This is a genomic window from Nitratireductor luteus, assembly GCF_026162365.1.
GTDB lineage: Bacteria > Pseudomonadota > Alphaproteobacteria > Rhizobiales > Rhizobiaceae > Chelativorans > Chelativorans luteus.
On sequence record NZ_JAOANW010000017.1, the window covers coordinates 26,932 to 44,486 of the forward strand.

General features: G+C 62.1%; 16 protein-coding genes. All 16 read left to right on the forward strand.

Annotated features, from left to right (window positions below; translation table 11 throughout):
- The first annotated feature begins 4 nt into the window (after positions 1-4).
- The 16 genes from N1058_RS20740 (at position 5) to N1058_RS20815 (ending at position 17,263) form a co-directional block, all read left to right on the forward strand.
- Positions 5-319 (forward strand): pentapeptide repeat-containing protein, encoded by a 315-nt coding sequence (locus N1058_RS20740; RefSeq protein ID WP_265519509.1) that lies wholly within the window; start codon positions 5-7, stop codon positions 317-319.
- On the forward strand, positions 319-2,400 hold the full coding sequence (gene nuoG / locus N1058_RS20745) for an NADH-quinone oxidoreductase subunit NuoG (RefSeq protein WP_265519510.1): 2,082 nt from the start codon (positions 319-321) through the stop codon (positions 2,398-2,400). The genes N1058_RS20740 and nuoG overlap by 1 nt, the downstream gene beginning before the upstream one ends.
- Positions 2,401-2,410: 10 nt before the next feature.
- Positions 2,411-3,454 (forward strand): NADH-quinone oxidoreductase subunit NuoH, encoded by a 1,044-nt coding sequence (gene nuoH, locus N1058_RS20750; protein WP_265519511.1) that lies wholly within the window; start codon positions 2,411-2,413, stop codon positions 3,452-3,454.
- A gap of 40 nt (positions 3,455-3,494) precedes the next feature.
- Entirely contained in the window at positions 3,495-3,986 is a 492-nt protein-coding gene (nuoI, locus tag N1058_RS20755; RefSeq protein WP_265519512.1) for an NADH-quinone oxidoreductase subunit NuoI, read from the forward strand.
- Between the two features lie 118 nt (positions 3,987-4,104).
- Complete coding sequence (locus N1058_RS20760; protein ID WP_265519513.1) at positions 4,105-4,725, forward strand: NADH-quinone oxidoreductase subunit J; 621 nt, start codon at positions 4,105-4,107, stop codon at positions 4,723-4,725.
- A gap of 2 nt (positions 4,726-4,727) precedes the next feature.
- On the forward strand, positions 4,728-5,036 hold the full coding sequence (gene nuoK / locus N1058_RS20765) for an NADH-quinone oxidoreductase subunit NuoK (RefSeq protein ID WP_265519514.1): 309 nt from the start codon (positions 4,728-4,730) through the stop codon (positions 5,034-5,036).
- An 11-nt stretch (positions 5,037-5,047) separates the two neighbouring features.
- Complete coding sequence (nuoL, locus tag N1058_RS20770; RefSeq protein ID WP_265519515.1) at positions 5,048-7,045, forward strand: NADH-quinone oxidoreductase subunit L; 1,998 nt, start codon at positions 5,048-5,050, stop codon at positions 7,043-7,045.
- Between the two features lie 3 nt (positions 7,046-7,048).
- Positions 7,049-8,554 (forward strand): NADH-quinone oxidoreductase subunit M, encoded by a 1,506-nt coding sequence (locus N1058_RS20775; RefSeq protein WP_265519516.1) that lies wholly within the window; start codon positions 7,049-7,051, stop codon positions 8,552-8,554.
- Positions 8,555-8,570: 16 nt separating this feature from the next.
- Positions 8,571-10,007: an NADH-quinone oxidoreductase subunit NuoN gene (nuoN, locus tag N1058_RS20780; protein WP_265519517.1), complete on the forward strand. Its 1,437-nt coding sequence runs from the start codon at positions 8,571-8,573 to the stop codon at positions 10,005-10,007.
- A 5-nt stretch (positions 10,008-10,012) separates the two neighbouring features.
- Positions 10,013-10,837, forward strand: a complete 825-nt coding sequence (locus N1058_RS20785; protein WP_265519518.1) for a biotin--[acetyl-CoA-carboxylase] ligase — start codon at positions 10,013-10,015, stop codon at positions 10,835-10,837.
- A gap of 181 nt (positions 10,838-11,018) precedes the next feature.
- Positions 11,019-12,626 (forward strand): ribonuclease J, encoded by a 1,608-nt coding sequence (locus N1058_RS20790; RefSeq protein ID WP_265519580.1) that lies wholly within the window; start codon positions 11,019-11,021, stop codon positions 12,624-12,626.
- A gap of 14 nt (positions 12,627-12,640) precedes the next feature.
- Positions 12,641-13,045, forward strand: coding sequence for a methylmalonyl-CoA epimerase (gene mce / locus N1058_RS20795; protein WP_265519519.1), 405 nt, complete (start codon positions 12,641-12,643; stop codon positions 13,043-13,045).
- Between the two features lie 109 nt (positions 13,046-13,154).
- Entirely contained in the window at positions 13,155-13,424 is a 270-nt protein-coding gene (locus N1058_RS20800; protein ID WP_265519520.1) for a DUF1467 family protein, read from the forward strand.
- A gap of 535 nt (positions 13,425-13,959) precedes the next feature.
- A complete protein-coding gene (gene proS, locus N1058_RS20805) occupies positions 13,960-15,288 on the forward strand; it encodes a proline--tRNA ligase (protein WP_265519521.1) in 1,329 nt (442 codons plus the stop codon).
- Positions 15,285-16,580 (forward strand): lipoprotein-releasing ABC transporter permease subunit, encoded by a 1,296-nt coding sequence (locus tag N1058_RS20810; protein WP_265519522.1) that lies wholly within the window; start codon positions 15,285-15,287, stop codon positions 16,578-16,580. The genes proS and N1058_RS20810 overlap by 4 nt, the downstream gene beginning before the upstream one ends.
- Positions 16,580-17,263 carry an ABC transporter ATP-binding protein gene (locus N1058_RS20815; protein ID WP_265519581.1) on the forward strand — a complete coding sequence of 228 codons (684 nt, stop codon included), beginning with the start codon at positions 16,580-16,582 and terminating at the stop codon, positions 17,261-17,263. The genes N1058_RS20810 and N1058_RS20815 overlap by 1 nt, the downstream gene beginning before the upstream one ends.
- Positions 17,264-17,555: the final 292 nt, after the last annotated feature.

Consider the following 17,555-nt stretch of genomic DNA (forward strand, 5'->3'; position numbering starts at 1 on the left):
GGCGATGGTCAAGGTTCACGAGACACGCGAAGGATTGGATGTGCGCGATGCATCCTGCGCCAATTCGACTTTTGACGATGTCAATCTGTCGAACTCTGCGTTCAACAACGTCAACCTGTCGGCTGCGCGGTGCACGCAAGTCAATCTGAGCAATGTGCGGGTGGAGGACGCGAACCTCTCCAACACGCTGTTCGTCAATGTGAACATGAGCAACGTGAAGATCGAAAACGCACAGATCGCGGGCATGCTGATCAATGGCGTCAAGGTCGAAGAGCTTTTCCGAGCTTACGAGGCGTCACGCCTGTCGGGAGTCGAATGATGGCTAAACTGAAAGTCGACGGCACGGAGATCGAGGTTCCCGATCACTACACGCTGCTGCAGGCCGCCGAGGAGGCGGGCGCGGAGGTGCCGCGCTTCTGTTACCATGAGCGTTTGTCCGTTGCCGGCAATTGTCGGATGTGCCTGGTTGAGGTGAAGGGCGGACCGCCCAAGCCCGCCGCCTCCTGCGCCATGGGCGTGCGCGATCTGCGCCCCGGTCCCAATGGCGAAGTGCCAGAAATCTTCACCAAGACGCCGATGGTCAAGAAAGCCCGCGAGGGCGTGATGGAGTTCCTGCTCATCAACCATCCGCTCGACTGCCCGATCTGCGACCAGGGCGGCGAGTGCGACCTGCAGGACCAGGCGATGGCCTATGGCGTGGATTCCTCGCGTTTCCACGAGAACAAGCGTGCCGTCGAAGACAAATATATCGGCCCGCTGGTCAAGACGATCATGACTCGCTGCATCCATTGCACGCGCTGCGTCCGTTTCACCACCGAAGTGGCGGGCATTTCCGAGCTTGGCGCCACCGGGCGCGGCGAGGACATGGAGATCACCACTTATCTGGAACAGGCGATGACGTCGGAGCTTCAGGGCAATGTGATCGACCTGTGCCCGGTCGGCGCGCTCACCTCCAAGCCCTATGCCTTCCAGGCACGCCCATGGGAGCTCGGCAAGACGCAGTCGATCGACATCATGGATGCCGTGGGCTCCGCCATCCGCGTCGACACGCGCGGCCGCGAGGTCATGCGCATCCTGCCGCGCGTCAACGAGGCGGTGAACGAGGAATGGATTTCCGACAAGACCCGCTTCGTTTGGGACGGGCTGCGCACGCAGCGTCTCGACCGGCCTTACGTGCGCAAGGGCCAGCGCCTGCAGCCGGCCACATGGCGCGAGGCCTTCGAGGCCGTCGCCGGGGCCGTTTCCAAGGCCGCGCCAGAGAAGATCGGCGCCATTGCCGGCGATCTGGCCGGTGTCGAGGAGATGTTCGCACTCAAGAAGCTGATGCAGTCTCTGGGCTCGCCCAATTACGACTGCCGGCAGGATGGCGCGGCCCTCGATCCGTCGCTGGGGCGGGCAAGCTATGTCTTCAATCCCACTATCGAGGGCATCGAAGATGCCGATGCTCTTCTGATTGTGGGCGCCAATCCGCGTTTCGAGGCTTCCGTCATCAACGCCCGCATCCGCAAGCGCTGGCGCATGGGCGACTTTCCCATCGGCGTCATCGGCGAGGCCGGCGATCTGCGCTACGATTACGAGGCGCTGGGCGCCGGCGCGGACACGCTCAAGGAGCTGGCTGGCGGTAGCGGCAAGTTCTTCAACACGCTCAAGAAGGCAAAGCGTCCGATGATCCTCGTCGGCCAGGGCGCTCTTGCGCGGCCGGACGGCAAGGCTGTCCTCGGGCAGGCGGCCAAGCTCGCCGTGGCCGTGAAGGCGGTGACCGAGGACTGGAACGGCTTTGCCGTGCTGCACACGGCTGCCGCGCGGGTGGGCGGCCTCGATATCGGCTTCGTGCCTGAAGATGGCGGCGCCGATGTCGCCGGCATGATGGGCAAGATGGACGTCATGTTCCTGCTGGGCGCCGACGAGATCGGCATGGAGAAGCTGGGCGGCGCCTTTACCGTCTATATCGGCACCCATGGCGATGCCGGGGCACACCGCGCCGATGTCATCCTCCCGGCCTCGACCTACACGGAAAAGACGGCGACGTATGTGAACACCGAAGGCCGCGTCCAGATGACCAACCGCGCCGGCTTCGCGCCGGGCGAGGCGAAGGAGGATTGGGCGATCCTGCGGGCGCTGTCCGAGGTGCTGGGCCGCAAGCTGCCCTTCGATTCGCTGGGCGCGCTGCGGGCCGCGCTTTACGAGGATCATCCTCACCTGGCCGCAGTCGATGCGATCGAGCCGGGCGATCCAACGGCTATCGCCAGGATGGCCAGCCTGGGCGGGCGTCTGTCCTCCGCGGCTTTCACCTCTGCGGTGAAGGATTTCTACCTCACAAACCCCGTCGCACGCGCATCCGCGATCATGGCCGAGTGCTCGGCCCTTGCCCGCGGCGAATTGAAACAGGCGGCCGAGTAGAGACGAGACCATGGAAACATTCTTCACCCTCTACGTGCTTCCTGGGCTGATCATGCTCCTGAAATCGGTCGTGCTGATTTCGGTGCTGTTGATCTTCGTGGCTTATATTCTCTATGCCGACCGCAAGATCTGGGCGGCGGTGCAGTTGCGCCGCGGTCCCAACGTTGTTGGCCCGTGGGGGCTGCTGCAGGCTTTCGCCGATCTTCTGAAGTTCGTTTTCAAGGAGCCGGTGATCCCCTCAGGCGCCAACAAGGTGGTGTTCCTGCTGGCGCCTGTCGTGGGCGCCGTGCTGGCGCTCGCGACCTGGGCGGTCATCCCGGTGGCCGAGGGCTGGGCCATCGCCGACATCAATGTCGGCATACTCTACATCTTCGCGATAGCCTCGCTGGAAGTCTATGGCGTCATCATGGGCGGCTGGGCCTCCAACTCGAAATATCCGTTCCTTGGCGCGCTGCGCTCCGCCGCGCAGATGGTCTCCTATGAGGTCTCCATCGGCTTCGTCATCGTCACCGTGCTCCTGACGGTCGGCTCGCTCAACCTGACTGACATCGTGCTTTCGCAGGGCGATGGCCTCGGCACCATGCTCGGTCTGCCGAACACGTTCCTGGATTGGAACTGGCTCGCCCTGTTCCCGATGTTCATCATCTTCTTCATTTCCGCGCTTGCCGAGACCAACCGCCCGCCCTTCGACCTGGTCGAAGCCGAGTCGGAACTCGTCGCCGGCCACATGATCGAATATTCCTCGACGCCGTTCCTGCTGTTCTTCCTCGGCGAATATGTCGCCATCGTGCTGATGTGCGCTCTCACCACCATCCTGTTCCTTGGCGGATGGCTGCCGCCCTTCGATTTCGCGCCCTTCACCTGGGTGCCGGGCGTCTTCTGGTTCGTTTTCAAGGTTTGCATGGTCTTCTTCATGTTCGCGCTGGTGAAGTCCTTCGTGCCGCGCTACCGCTACGACCAGCTCATGCGCCTTGGCTGGAAGGTGTTCCTGCCGATCTCGCTTTTCATGGTGGTGGCGACCGCGGCCTTCCTGAAGTTCACGGGGTTGGCGTAATGGCGCGCCACTTCCAACCCATTCAAGCTGGAGAATGACGATGTCAGCTCTTGCCCAGGCGGCCAAATCACTGCTCCTCAAGGAGTTCGTTGGCGCCGTTGTCCTTTCCATGAAGCAGTTCTTCGCGCCCAAGGCGACGCTGAACTATCCGCATGAAAAGGGACCGATCTCCCCGCGCTTCCGCGGCGAGCACGCGCTACGCCGTTATCCAAACGGCGAGGAGCGCTGCATCGCCTGCAAATTGTGCGAGGCCATCTGCCCGGCGCAGGCAATCACCATCGAGGCCGGCCCCCGCCGCAACGACGGCACGCGCCGCACGGTGCGCTACGACATCGACATGGTGAAGTGCATCTATTGCGGCTTCTGCCAGGAAGCCTGCCCGGTCGACGCCATCGTCGAGGGGCCGAATTTCGAGTTCGCGACCGAGACGCGCGAAGAGCTTTATTACAACAAGGAAAAACTGCTCGCCAATGGCGACCGGTGGGAGCGGGAGCTTGCGCGCAATATAGCGCTGGACGCGCCCTACCGTTGAGGGGACAGGAGTGGACGGGGGCGGGGCCCTCGTCTAAAGACACGACAAATTTCACGCCCCGGCGGGGTGGACGGATGAGCCGGCAGAAGGCCGGCTCGGCTAGGTACCGAGGGAACCCATGCTGACAGGACTCGAGGCGATATTCTTTTACCTGTTCGCCTTCATTGGAGTGGCGGCGGCCTTTATGGTGATCTCCGCGCGCAATCCGGTGCACTCGGTGCTCTATCTGATTGTCACCTTCTTCAACGCGGCAGCACTTTTCCTTCTCACAGGCGCCGAGTTCCTGGCGATGATCATGCTGGTCGTCTATGTCGGCGCCGTGGCGGTGCTGTTTCTCTTCGTCGTCATGATGCTGGACGTCGACTTCGCCGAATTGAAGCAGGGCGCGCTGCAATATGCACCGATCGGCGCCATTGTCGGCATTGTCCTGGCTGCCGAATTGGTAGTCGTGCTGGGCGGCTATGCCTTCTCGCCTGAGCTTGCGGGCGAGATTGCCAAGCCCACCCCTGATATCGCAATCCGACACAACACGGCCGCGCTGGGCGATATCCTCTACACCGACTACATCCACTTTTTCCAGATCGCCGGCCTCGTGCTTCTGGTCGCCATGATCGGGGCCATCGTGCTCACGCTGCGCCATAAGGAAGGCGTGCGCCGCCAGTCGATCCCTGCGCAGGTCGCACGCACGCCGGAAACGGCAATCGAAATCCGCAAGGTCGAATCGGGCGAGGGCATCTGATCATGGAAGTCGGCATCGCACATTTTCTCACGGTCTCCGCGATACTGTTCACGCTCGGCGTGTTCGGAATTTTCCTGAACCGCAAGAACGTCATCATCATCCTGATGTCGATCGAGCTGATCCTTCTGGCCGTCAACATCAATTTCGTGGCTTTTTCGGCGGTGCTGGGCGATCTGGTCGGTCAGGTCTTCGCGCTGTTCATCCTGACTGTGGCCGCCGCGGAGGCAGCGATCGGCCTCGCCATTCTCGTCGTCTTCTTCCGTAATCGCGGCACCATCGCCGTCGAAGACATCAATATGATGAAGGGCTGAGGCCGCCATCCATGTACCACGCGATCGTTTTTCTCCCCCTCATCGGCTTTCTGATTGCCGGCCTTTTCGGCCGGTCGATAGGTGCCAAGGCATCTGAATACATCACCTCCGGCTTTCTGGTGATTGCCGCCCTGCTTTCCTGGGTGGCCTTTTTCCAGGTGGCCTTCGGCGAAGGCGAAGCCTTCACCGTGCCGATCATGCAGTTCATCGCCTCCGGGGCGCTCGAGGTGGACTGGGCTCTGAGGATCGACACGCTCACCGTAGTGATGCTCGTCGTTGTCAACACCGTCTCGTCGATCGTGCATGTCTATTCCATCGGCTACATGCACCACGATCCGCACCGGCCGCGCTTCTTCGCCTATCTGTCTCTTTTCACCTTCGCCATGCTGATGCTGGTGACGGCCGACAATCTGGTGCAGATGTTCTTCGGCTGGGAAGGGGTGGGCCTGGCTTCCTACCTGCTTATCGGCTTTTGGTACAAGAAGCCGTCGGCCAACGCCGCGGCCATGAAAGCCTTCATCGTCAACCGCGTGGGCGACTTCGGCTTCATCCTCGGCATTTTCGGCGTATTCGTCCTGTTCGGCTCGATCAATCTCGATACGATCTTCGCCGCCGCGGCCAGCTATCTGCCGGTGGAAGGCGCGGGTGAGGGGGCGGCGGCTGCCGAGCCGGTTCTCACCTTCCTTGGCTATTCGCTCGACAAGGCCGGCGCGCTGACGGCGGTCTGCCTGCTCCTGTTCCTGGGCGCCATGGGTAAGTCGGCGCAGGTGCCGCTGCACACCTGGCTTCCCGACGCCATGGAAGGCCCGACGCCCGTTTCGGCGCTCATCCATGCCGCGACCATGGTCACCGCCGGCGTCTTCATGGTGGCGCGGCTATCGCCGATCTTCGAGCTGTCGCCCGATGCCCTGATGGTCGTCACCGCCGTCGGCGCCTTCACGGCGTTTTTCGCCGCAACGGTCGGTCTTGTCCAGAACGACATCAAGCGCGTCATCGCCTATTCGACCTGCTCCCAGCTCGGCTACATGTTCGTGGCGCTGGGCACCGGCTTCTACAGCGCCGCAATCTTCCACCTGTTCACCCACGCCTTCTTCAAGGCGCTCCTGTTCCTGGGGGCCGGCTCGGTCATCCATGCCGTATCCGACGAGCAGGACATGCGCCGGATGGGCGGGTTGAGGAAGCTCATTCCGCAGACCTATTGGCTGATGATCGTCGGCACCGTCGCGCTGACGGGTGTCGGCATTCCCGGCACCATCATCGGCACCGCCGGCTTCTTCTCGAAGGATGCCATCATCGAGGGCGCGTTCGCTGCGCATAATGTGGTTGCTCCCATCGCATTCGTTCTGCTCACCGTGGCGGCCGTGTTCACCAGTTTCTATTCCTGGCGGCTGATCTTCATGACCTTCCACGGCAAGGCGCGCGCTTCCGCCGATGTGATGCACCATGTGCATGAATCGCCGCTGGTCATGCTCGTGCCGCTGTTCATTCTCGCCGCCGGCTCGCTGTTTGCTGGTGTGATCTTCCATGAATATTTCATTGGCCACGATTACGAGCACTTCTGGAAGGGCGCCCTGTTCACCCTTGCCGGGAACGAGATCCTGGAAGAGTTCCACCACGTGCCGCTCTGGGTGAAGCTGGCTCCCTTCGTGGCCATGCTTCTCGGACTGGCCGTCGCCTGGCTGTTCTATATTCAAGACCCCGAGCGCCCGAAGGCGCTGGCCAGGCAGCATCGCGGCCTTTATGCGTTCCTGCTCAACAAATGGTACTTCGACGAGCTTTACGACTTCCTGTTCGTGCGCCCGGCCAAGCGCCTCGGCACGTTCCTCTGGAAAGAGGGTGACGGCAGGGTCATCGACGGGCTGGGGCCGGATGGCATTTCCGCGCGCGTCGTCGATGTCACCAACCGCATCGTCAAGCTGCAAAGCGGCTATCTCTACCACTACGCCTTCGCGATGCTCATCGGCGTCGCGGCCCTTGTGACCTGGATGATGCTCGGGAGCTCGTTTTAGAACATGACCGATTGGCCCATTCTTTCCACGGTCACCTTCCTGCCGCTCGTCGGTGCTTTCCTCATCCTCTTGATCAGGGATGACGGAGAGGTCGCGCGCAGGAATATCCGCAACGTCGCGCTGCTGACCACCGTTTTCACCTTCATTCTGTCGCTGTTCGTCTGGATCGGTTTCGACAACACCGTGCCTGGTTTCCAGATGGTGGAAAAGCACGAGTGGCTCTCCTCCGGCATCAGCTACCACCTGGGTGTGGACGGCATTTCCATGCTGTTCGTCATTCTGACGACCTTCCTCATGCCGTTGTGCATCCTGGCCAGCTGGGAAGCGGTGGACAAGCGGGTGAAGGAATACATGATCGCGTTCCTGATTCTGGAAACGCTCATGATCGGCGTGTTCGTGGCGCTCGACATCGTGGTCTTCTACGTGTTCTTCGAAGCCGGCCTCATCCCGATGTTCATCATCATCGGCGTGTGGGGTGGCAAGCGCCGCGTCTATGCCAGCTTCAAGTTCTTCCTTTACACGCTTCTGGGCTCCGTCCTCATGCTGCTCGCCATGATGGCGATGTATCTGCAGGCCGGCACCACCGACATCCCGACATTGCTGACGCATGTCTTCCCGACCGGCATGCAGTACTGGCTATGGATCGCCTTCTTCGCCTCCTTCGCGGTGAAGATGCCCATGTGGCCGGTGCACACATGGTTGCCGGATGCTCACGTGGAGGCGCCGACGGCGGGCTCGGTCATCCTGGCCGGCATACTGTTGAAGATGGGCGGCTACGGGTTGCTGCGCTTCTCCCTTCCCATGTTTCCTGTCGCCTCGATAGAGCTGGCGCCGCTGGTGTTCGCCCTTTCGGTCATCGCGATTATCTACACCTCCCTGGTGGCGATGATGCAGGAGGACGTCAAGAAGCTGATCGCCTACTCCTCCGTCGCCCATATGGGGTTTGTGACGATGGGCATCTTTGCGCTCAACACGCAGGGTATTCAGGGCGCCATTTTCCAGATGCTCTCGCACGGACTGGTTTCAGGAGCGCTGTTCCTCTGTGTGGGCGTGATCTACGACCGCATGCACACCCGCGAGATCGCCGCCTATGGCGGGCTGGTCAACAACATGCCGAAATATGCAGTCGCCTTCATGGTCTTCACGATGGCCAATGTCGGCCTGCCAGGCACCAGCGGTTTCGTCGGCGAGTTCCTGACGCTGATGGCCGTCTTTCAGGTGAACACATGGGTGGCGTTCTTCGCCGCCACCGGTGTCATCCTGTCGGCGGCTTATGCTCTCTGGCTCTACCGCAGGGTCGTTTTTGGCGCGCTGACAAAGGAGAGCCTGAAGGGGCTCACCGACCTGTCGCTGCGCGAGAAGACGATCCTCTATCCTCTTATCGTGCTTGTGATTTTCTTCGGCGTCTATCCGGCGCCGCTGCTGGATGCGACGGCGGCTTCCGTCGAGGCCCTCATCAATCAGGTCGGCCTGTCGGTCGAACTGGCCCAAGCCGCCGCGGCAAACTGAACGGGAACGCATTGACATGACGTTTGATCTGACATCGAGCCTGATCCTCGCCGTTCCCGAACTGGCGCTGGCCATTGGTGCCATGGCGCTGTTGATGATCGGCGTGTTTTCGGGAGATCGCGCGGATACCACCGTGACCGGCCTCGCCGTCGCGCTGTTCCTTGCGGCGATTGCCTGGATCGTCATCTTCCCGACCGATGGTCCTGCTTTCGAGAACGCCTTCATTTCCGATGCATTCTCGCGCGTGATGAAGCTTCTGACGCTGGTCGGCGCGGCGGTCACGCTGATCATGTCGGTCGGCTTCGCCAAGGCCGAGAAGTTCGACAAGTTCGAATATCCCGTGCTCATCATGCTTTCCACGCTGGGCATGATGCTGATGATCTCGGCCAACGACATGATCGCGCTCTATCTTGGCCTTGAGCTTCAGTCGCTGGCCCTCTACGTGGTCGCCGCGATCAACCGGGACAATGCGCGGGCGACCGAAGCGGGTCTCAAATATTTCGTGCTGGGCGCGCTTTCTTCGGGCATGCTGCTCTACGGCGTCTCGCTGGTCTACGGCTTCACCGGAAATACCGGTTTCGAGGCGATTGCGGCGGCACTGTCCGGCGGCGAGCGTCAGCTTGGCCTCGTCTTCGGCCTCGTTTTCGTGCTTGCCGGCCTTGCCTTCAAGATCTCGGCCGTCCCGTTCCACATGTGGACGCCCGACGTCTATGAAGGCGCTCCAACGCCCGTGACGGCTTTCTTCGCGGCGGCTCCCAAGATGGCGGCCATGGCGCTGCTGGTGCGGGTTACGATGGGGGCGTTCGAGCCCGTCGCGCTCGACTGGCAGCAGATCGTCGTCTTTATCTCCATCGCCTCGATGCTGCTCGGCGCCTTTGCCGCTATCGGCCAGCGCAACATCAAGCGCCTGATGGCCTATTCCTCCATCGCCCATATGGGTTTCGCGCTGGTGGGACTTGCGGCGAATTCGGAAGCGGGCGTACGCGGCGTGGTCATCTACATGCTGATCTATCTCGCCATGACGCTAGGCACTTTCGCCTTCATCCTCGCCATGCGCCGCAACGACAACAATCTCGAGCAGATCGACGACCTTGCGGGCCTTTCATCGACCAATCCGATGATGGCCACGATCATGACCATCCTCATGTTCTCGCTGGCCGGCATTCCCCCGCTGGCCGGCTTCTGGGCCAAGTGGTACGTCTTTCTGGCCGCCATTGAAGCCCAGCTCTACTGGCTCGCCGTGATCGGCGTTGTTGCTTCGGTGGTCGGAGCGTTCTACTACATCCGCATCATCAAGGTGATGTGGTTCGACGAGTCGGCTGGCGGCTTTCAGCCCATGGCGGGCGAGCTGCGCTTCGTGCTGCTCCTGTCGGGCACCTTCGTATTGTTCTACATGCTGGTGGGCGCTCCCGTGGAGCTGATGGCGGGCGCGGCCGCGGGCTCGTTCTTCTGAGCGCGATGTTCGCCCTTGCGCCTTCGGCTGAAGCCGCCGGGTACCGGCTGGAAGCGCATGACAGTGTCGGCTCGACCAATGCTATGGCCCTGGAGCGGGCGCGGCGGGGCGATCCTGGCAAGCTGTGGATCACGGCATTGCAGCAGACCAGCGGCCGCGGAAGACGCGGTCGCGATTGGGCGACGCCCCACGGCAATCTGGCCGCGACGCTGCTCCTGTCGGATGGCATGGCCGTCAATGATGCCGCCGTGCTCGGCTTCGTCGCGGGGCTTTCTCTTTCTGATGCTCTGTCGGCCGTCGTGCCGCAATCGGCTCTGAAGGTCGGGATCGATGGCGGCGACGTGGCCCAGGCATCCGGGCGTTTTGCTTTGAAATGGCCGAACGACGTTCTGGCCGACGGCGCCAAGCTTGCCGGCATACTTTTGGAATCGTCGCTCCTCGGCCCGGACAGGCTGGCATTGGCGATCGGCATCGGCGTCAATGTCGTGGCTCATCCCGAAGGGCTTCCCTATCCAGCGACCTCGCTGAAGGCGCTTGGCGCGGGCGAGGATGCGGCAAGGCTGTTCCTGGCGCTCAGCGATGCCTGGATGGAAAACTACGCACGCTGGCAGGGTCCGGGCGGCAAGGCCGCGATCCGCGACCGCTGGCTACGGCAGGCCGCGGGTCTTGGCTCGGAAGTTTCGGTCAAGGCGGATGGCCGTGTGGTAAGAGGCATATTCGAGACGATTGACGAGGCATGCCGCTTCGTGATTCGCGAGGAAGACGGTTCGCGGTTCTATATAACCGCCGGCGACGTGCATTTCGGGGCTGTGGCGTCGGTGCGCACTTGAAAATCATAGAGCGCCGTGCGTCCGTTCGGGCGCTACAATGGGACGCTCTGTCTATTTGTTTTTCCGCATTTATGCGGACGTCAGGTGATCCCACCTGACCGCAGATACTATAGGAGACGACGTGGCAGGCGATAAAGCGGAGCTGGTATTCTGTCCCTTGGGCGGGGTTGGCGAAATCGGGATGAATTTGGGCCTTTACGGCTACGGCCCGCCGCGCAAGCGCCAGTGGATTGTCGTCGATTGCGGCGTCACGTTTCCGGGGCCGGATCTGCCCGGCGTCGATCTGATCCTGCCCGACATCCGCTTTCTGGAAGAGCAGATCGACAATCTCAAGGGCATCGTCATCACCCATGCCCATGAAGACCACTATGGCGCGCTGCTGGACCTTTGGCCGCGCCTCAAGGTCGATGTCTGGATGACGCCTTTCACGGCGGGCCTGCTGGAATCGAAGCGCCAGGGCGAGCACAACGCGCCGGATATCCCGGTGACGATCTTCAAGCCCGGCGACACTTTCAATGCGGGACCTTTCTTCATAGAGGCGATCGCCGTCACGCACTCGATTCCGGAGCCCGTGTCGCTCGCCATCACATCGCCGCTGGGTACCGTGGTCCACACCGGCGACTGGAAGATCGATCCCGCACCGTCTCTCGGTCCGGTCACCGACGAGGCCCGCTTCCGCGCCGTGGGCGACGCGGGTGTTCTGGCGCTGATCTGCGATTCCACCAATGCCATGCGAGAGGGCGAATCGCCCTCGGAGGAGGCGGTGGGCGAGGGTCTGAGGGGCGTCATCGAAAAGGCGAGTGGACGCGTCGCCGTTACTACGTTCTCTTCCAATGTGGGGCGTATTCGCTCCATCGCCGAGGCCGCCCGCGACACCGGCCGGCAGGTGGTGGTGCTCGGCCGCTCCCTCAAGCGCGTGATCGATGTCGCGACCGACCTCGGCTATCTGGAGGGGTTGCCGCCTTTCCTCCCCGAAGACGATTTCGGCTATATTCCCCGCGAGAACGCGGTGATCCTGTGCACCGGCAGCCAAGGCGAGCCGCGCGCCGCGCTAGCCAAGCTTGCCCGTGATGAAATGCGCAACGTCGCCCTGTCGCCGGGCGACACGGTCGTCTATTCCTCGCGCGTCATTCCCGGCAATGAAAAGGCCATCCTGGAGACCAAGAACCTGCTCATCGAGCAGGGTATCGAGATCATCGAGGATACGGACGCGCTGGTTCACGTCTCCGGCCACCCGCGCCGCAGTGAGCTCAAGAAGATGTATGAGTGGGTGCGCCCGCAGATTCTGGTCCCCGTCCATGGCGAGGCGGCGCATCTCGTCGCCCACGGCTCGCTGGGCGCGATGGCCGGCATTCCGGACGTTGCTCAAATCCGCAACGGCGACATGCTGCGCCTGGCTCCCGGAGCGCCGGAGATCGTCGACCAGGTGGCCTTCGGCCGCATGTTCCGCGACGGCAAGATTATCGGTGACGGCAAGGAAATCGGCATGGTGGAACGCCGCAAGCTTTCCTTCGCCGGTCATGTCGCCGTCAACGTCGTACTCGACGACCGCAACGATCTTGAAGGCGACCCGGATCTGATCGCGCTCGGCGTGCCCGAGTTCGATGCGCGGGGCAAGCTGATGGAGGATCTGATGATCGCCGCGGCGGTAGAGGCCTTTCGCAGCATTCCGCGCCAGCGCCGCAAGGATCTCGATCTGGTTGCCGAGGCCGTGCGCCGCGCCGTGCGCGCCGCCGCCAACAGCGCCTGGGGCAAGAAGCCGGTCGTCACCGTCTTCGTGACCCAGTAGGAGGAGAGCGGCAGATGCTGGGAAGGCTCAACCACATCGCTATCGCCGTTCCGGACTTGGCAGCCGCCACGGCCATCTATCGCGACACGCTGGGCGCTGCGGTCTCGCAGCCGCAGAGCCTGCCAGAGCACGGCGTGACCGTGGTCTTCGTCGAGCTTGCCAATACCAAGGTGGAGCTGCTGGAGCCGCTCGGCGGGGAATCGCCCATCGCGGCATTTCTCGAAAAGAGCCCCTCCGGCGGCATGCATCATGTCTGCTACGAGGTGGACGATATCCTTGCGGTACGGGACCGGCTGAAAGCCGCCGGTGCTCGTGTGCTGGGCGACGGAGAGCCGAAGATCGGCGCGCACGGCAAGCCGGTGCTTTTCCTGCATCCCAAGGATTTCGCCGGCACGCTTGTCGAGCTCGAACAGGTGTGACCGCACGCCGCGCGGGCAGGGGCCTGAAATCAGATGCGCCGCGCGTTACTAGGTGTCCTGGGAAATCGGCGGCACGCGCCGCAGAAAGATGTAGGACAGGGAAGACGCAATGACCTGGATATCGCTGGCGGCCGTTTTCGTCATCATCTGGTGGATCATGCTGTTCGTGTCGCTGCCGTTCGGCTTGCGCACGCAGGATGAAGATGGCGAGATCGTGCCCGGCAGCACCGAGAGCGCGCCGCGCGGCCCTCACATGCTGAAAGCCCTGATCCGCACCACCATCCTCACGCTGATCGTCTTCGCGATCTTCTATGTGGTGACACGCGTTCTCGGCTACAGCTTCGACGACATCCCGCGCATCGCGCCGGAGTTCTACTGAGCCCGCTCGTCCAGGCTTTAAATCTTCCAAGATTCAGGTATGGGCGAGGCGAAAGTGCCGAACCTCAGCCAAAAAAAATGCAAGGCACAAGGCCTTGCAACTAAACGCGTCCGATCCGTTTCCGTATGTTTTACGGCGGCGGCGAGTGCCCGCGCCAGGATCGTATCCTCCCAAGACTTTTGACCGCGTAGTGAGAACGAATTGAATTTCGCCCTCTTGTTTTGTGATGGGCACATTAGACTAAACTTTGTCGGGATGTCACGAAAAATTTTGCGCCAAATCAGATATGTTACCGAAACGTTCGGTTCGTGAACGACAGCAGGGACGGCGACGCGCCTTTTGGCGCAGGTCAAGAGCGAGGATGAGTTCACCTGGCGTGTGGTGTGCGGAGGAGGGGAAGGACAATAGGGGGCGTCTGATCGCCCTGGACGGGTTTTAGCGCCGGGTTTTCATTCGGTCACGAAATGGCTAAGAAGCCGGATCATATGCATGAGTGGTGCTGATTCCACTTTCCCTTTTTCTCACGGATATGTTCATGCGACTGTCGCGCTACTTTCTGCCCATTTTGAAGGAGAATCCTCGCGAGGCCGAGATCGTTTCGCACCGGCTGATGCTGAGGGCGGGCATGATCCGGCAGCAGGCGGCGGGCAGTTTCTCCTGGCTGCCGCTTGGCAAGCGCGTGCTCGACAAGGTCAACCGGATCGTCCGCGAGGAGCAGAACCGGGCCGGCGCGCATGAAATCCTCATGCCCACCATCCAGTCGGCCGATCTGTGGATGGAAAGCGGACGCTACGACGACTACGGCAAGGAGATGCTGCGCATCACCGATCGCCACGAGCGCGCCATGCTCTACGGTCCGACCAATGAGGAGATGGTGACCGATATCTTCCGCGCCTATGTCAAATCCTACAAGGACCTGCCGCTCAACCTCTACCACATCCAGTGGAAGTTCCGCGACGAGGTGCGCCCGCGCTTCGGCGTGATGCGTTCGCGCGAATTCCTGATGAAGGACGCCTATTCCTTCGATCTCGATTTCGAAGGGGCCAAGGCGGCCTACAAGCGCATGTTCGTTGCCTATCTGCGCACCTTTTCCCGCATGGGCCTGCAGGCGATCCCCATGCGCGCCGACACCGGCCCCATCGGCGGCGATCTCAGCCATGAGTTCATCATCCTGGCCTCGACCGGGGAAAGCGAAGTCTTCTGTCATCGCGATTTCCTCCAGCTTCAGGTGCCGGGCGCCGACGTCGATTTCGGCAATGACGAGGAGATCGCCGGCATCGTGAAGACCTGGACGACGCCCTATGCAGCGACGGACGAGATGCACGACGAGGCCGCATGGAGTGCGGTCGCCGACGACGAGAAGGTCTCGGCCCGCGGCATCGAGGTCGGCCATATCTTCCACTTCGGCACCAAATACTCCAAGCCGATGAATGCCAGCGTCAACGGGCCCGACGGCAAGGAGCATCTGGTTTCCATGGGTTCCTACGGCATCGGCCCCAGCCGGTTGCTGGCGGCCATCATCGAGGCGAGCCACGATGAGAATGGCATCATCTGGCCCGAGCAGGTGGCCCCCTTCGACATCGGGCTCATCAACATGAAGGCCGGCGACAGCGAATGCGACCGCGTTTGCGAGGAGCTTTACGCAGGGCTGACCGCAGCCGGCCGCGACGTCCTTTACGACGACACAGACCAGCGCGCCGGTGGCAAGTTCGCAACGGCCGATCTCATCGGCCTGCCATGGCAGGTGATCGTGGGGCCGCGCGGCGTCGCCGCCGGCGAAGTCGAGGTGAAGAACCGGGCCACCGGCGAGCGGGAAACCATGCCGATGGCGGCGCTGATCCAGCGTTTCGGCGGCCGTCCATGAACGTGTCCGCCAGCGTGTCCTCCACGCGGCCCGAGGGGGCGGGGCCTTTTTCTCATTTCGAGCGCCTGGTCGCCTGGCGCTATCTGCGTTCGCGGCGCAAGGAGGCGGTCGTTTCCGTCATCGCATCGATCTCCTTCGTCGGCATCATGCTGGGTGTGGCGACGCTGATCGTGGTGATGGCGGTGATGAACGGTTTTCGCGCCGAGCTTCTGACCCGTATCCTGGGGGTCAACGGGCATCTGGTGGTGCAGCCGATTGACATGCCGCTGAGCGACTATGACGCCATCGCCGACCGGCTCGCCGGTATAGAGGGTGTGACGCTCGCAGCCCCGCTCATTCAGGCGCAGGTGCTGGCCTCTGGCCGCAGCGGCAGTGGCACGGGCGCGCTCGTGCGCGGCATGCGCCCGGAAGACCTGACCCAGATGGGGCTCGTTTCCGACAATGTCCGCCACGGCTCACTCGTGGGCTTCGCCACTGGAGAGGGCGTGGCTGTCGGCTCGCGGCTGGCGCAGAATCTCGGTCTGACGATTGGCGACAACATCACGCTCGTCTCGCCGGAAGGCGACGTAACGCCCCTCGGCACGACGCCGCGGGTCAAGTCCTATCCCATCTCGGCGATCTTTGAAGTGGGCATGTCGGAATACGATTCGACGCTGGTTTTCATGCCGCTCGAGGAAGCCCAGCTCTACACGAATACCGAGGGTATCGTCCAGTATATCGAGCTTTTCGTGAGTGACCCCGATGCCGTGGACGCATTGCGTCCGCTTGTCGAGGAGGCGGCGCAGCGGCCCGTCCAGATCACCGATTGGCGTCAGCGCAACCAGACCTTCTTTTCGGCCCTGGAGGTCGAGCGCAACGTCATGTTCATGATCCTGACCATGATCGTTCTGGTAGCCGCGCTCAATATTATCTCGGGCATGATCATGCTGGTGAAGGACAAGGGCCACGACATCGCCATCCTGCGCACCATGGGGGCGACCAGCGGCAGCATCATGCGCATCTTCCTGATGGCGGGCGCCACCATCGGTGTAGCCGGGACGTTCGCCGGCTTCGCTCTCGGCACGCTGCTGTGTCTGAACGTCGAGTCGATCCGCCAGTTCTTCACTTGGCTCTCGGGCACGACGATTTTCGATCCCGAAGTCTATTTCCTGTCCACGCTGCCCGCCGACATGGATAGCGGCGAAACAGTTTCGGTCGTGCTCATGGCGCTGGTTCTCTCCTTCCTCGCGACGCTCTTTCCCGCCTGGCGCGCCTCGCGCCTCGATCCCGTCGAAGCTTTGAGATACGAATGATGGCCGCCAACGTCCTTGAACTGAATGCGGTCGAGCGGCGCTTCACCCAGGGTCCGAAGACGCTGACCATCCTGGACGGCGCCGATTTTGCGCTGCAATCGGGCGAGATGGTCGCGCTTGTGGCGCCGTCGGGCACCGGCAAGTCGACACTGCTGCATATCGCCGGTCTTCTCGAGCATCCCGATGGGGGCGATGTCATCGTCAACGGCCGGCCTTGCCAGGGCCTGTCCGACGACAACCGCACGGCCATCCGACGCGGCGAGATCGGCTTCGTCTACCAGTTCCATCATCTTCTGCCGGAGTTCACAGCGCTGGAAAACGTGATGATGCCGCAGCTCATTTCCGGCCTCGACCGGAAGGAAGCGAGCGACCGCGCTGCGCAGTTGCTCGACTATATGAAGATTGGCGAGAGGGTGCATCACCGGCCGACCGAACTCTCCGGCGGCGAGCAGCAGCGCGTGGCAATTGCCCGCGCCGTCGCCAATGCGCCGCTGGTGCTTCTGGCCGACGAACCCACCGGCAATCTCGATCCCGTCACCGCCAGCTATGTGTTCGAGGCGCTGGAAGCGCTGGTGCGCCAGTCGGGCCTCGCCGCCCTCATCGCTACCCACAATGAAGGCCTCGCGGCCCGCATGGACCGTCGCGTGACGCTGGAAGGCGGCAAGGTCGTGGCAATGGCCTGAGCGCGGTAGGCGCCACCGCCGCCTCGGTTGCCCTCGCGCGCTTGGCCGCAATCGCCTTGAACACGATGCGTCGGAACCAGGTGATTCTGCCTAGCCACCGAACGCCGTAGCTGTCTGCCGCTGTACCGGCCGCTGCATTCTCCGGCAAACCCGCTCCTCTCTCCCATATACTTTCCGTTAACCCAAAATGTCAGGAGACATCGCCTGTTCCAAATGCGCCAATTGACGCGAACATAAATAGAACATAAAAGGATCATATCAAGATTTAACAGCGCTTATGCACAGGAGAGTG

Bases quoted from the DNA above. Each gene is read 5' to 3' on its own strand.
- N1058_RS20740 (WP_265519509.1), top strand. From the start codon at position 5: ATGGTCAAGGTTCACGAGACACGCGAAGGATTGGATGTGCGCGATGCA.
- nuoG (WP_265519510.1), top strand. From the start codon at position 319: ATGGCTAAACTGAAAGTCGACGGCACGGAGATCGAGGTTCCCGATCAC.
- nuoH (WP_265519511.1), top strand. From the start codon at position 2,411: ATGGAAACATTCTTCACCCTCTACGTGCTTCCTGGGCTGATCATGCTC.
- nuoI (WP_265519512.1), top strand. From the start codon at position 3,495: ATGTCAGCTCTTGCCCAGGCGGCCAAATCACTGCTCCTCAAGGAGTTC.
- N1058_RS20760 (WP_265519513.1), top strand. From the start codon at position 4,105: ATGCTGACAGGACTCGAGGCGATATTCTTTTACCTGTTCGCCTTCATT.
- nuoK (WP_265519514.1), top strand. From the start codon at position 4,728: ATGGAAGTCGGCATCGCACATTTTCTCACGGTCTCCGCGATACTGTTC.
- nuoL (WP_265519515.1), top strand. From the start codon at position 5,048: ATGTACCACGCGATCGTTTTTCTCCCCCTCATCGGCTTTCTGATTGCC.
- N1058_RS20775 (WP_265519516.1), top strand. From the start codon at position 7,049: ATGACCGATTGGCCCATTCTTTCCACGGTCACCTTCCTGCCGCTCGTC.
- nuoN (WP_265519517.1), top strand. From the start codon at position 8,571: ATGACGTTTGATCTGACATCGAGCCTGATCCTCGCCGTTCCCGAACTG.
- N1058_RS20785 (WP_265519518.1), top strand. From the start codon at position 10,013: ATGTTCGCCCTTGCGCCTTCGGCTGAAGCCGCCGGGTACCGGCTGGAA.
- N1058_RS20790 (WP_265519580.1), top strand. From the start codon at position 11,019: ATGAATTTGGGCCTTTACGGCTACGGCCCGCCGCGCAAGCGCCAGTGG.
- mce (WP_265519519.1), top strand. From the start codon at position 12,641: ATGCTGGGAAGGCTCAACCACATCGCTATCGCCGTTCCGGACTTGGCA.
- N1058_RS20800 (WP_265519520.1), top strand. From the start codon at position 13,155: ATGACCTGGATATCGCTGGCGGCCGTTTTCGTCATCATCTGGTGGATC.
- proS (WP_265519521.1), top strand. From the start codon at position 13,960: ATGCGACTGTCGCGCTACTTTCTGCCCATTTTGAAGGAGAATCCTCGC.
- N1058_RS20810 (WP_265519522.1), top strand. From the start codon at position 15,285: ATGAACGTGTCCGCCAGCGTGTCCTCCACGCGGCCCGAGGGGGCGGGG.
- N1058_RS20815 (WP_265519581.1), top strand. From the start codon at position 16,580: ATGGCCGCCAACGTCCTTGAACTGAATGCGGTCGAGCGGCGCTTCACC.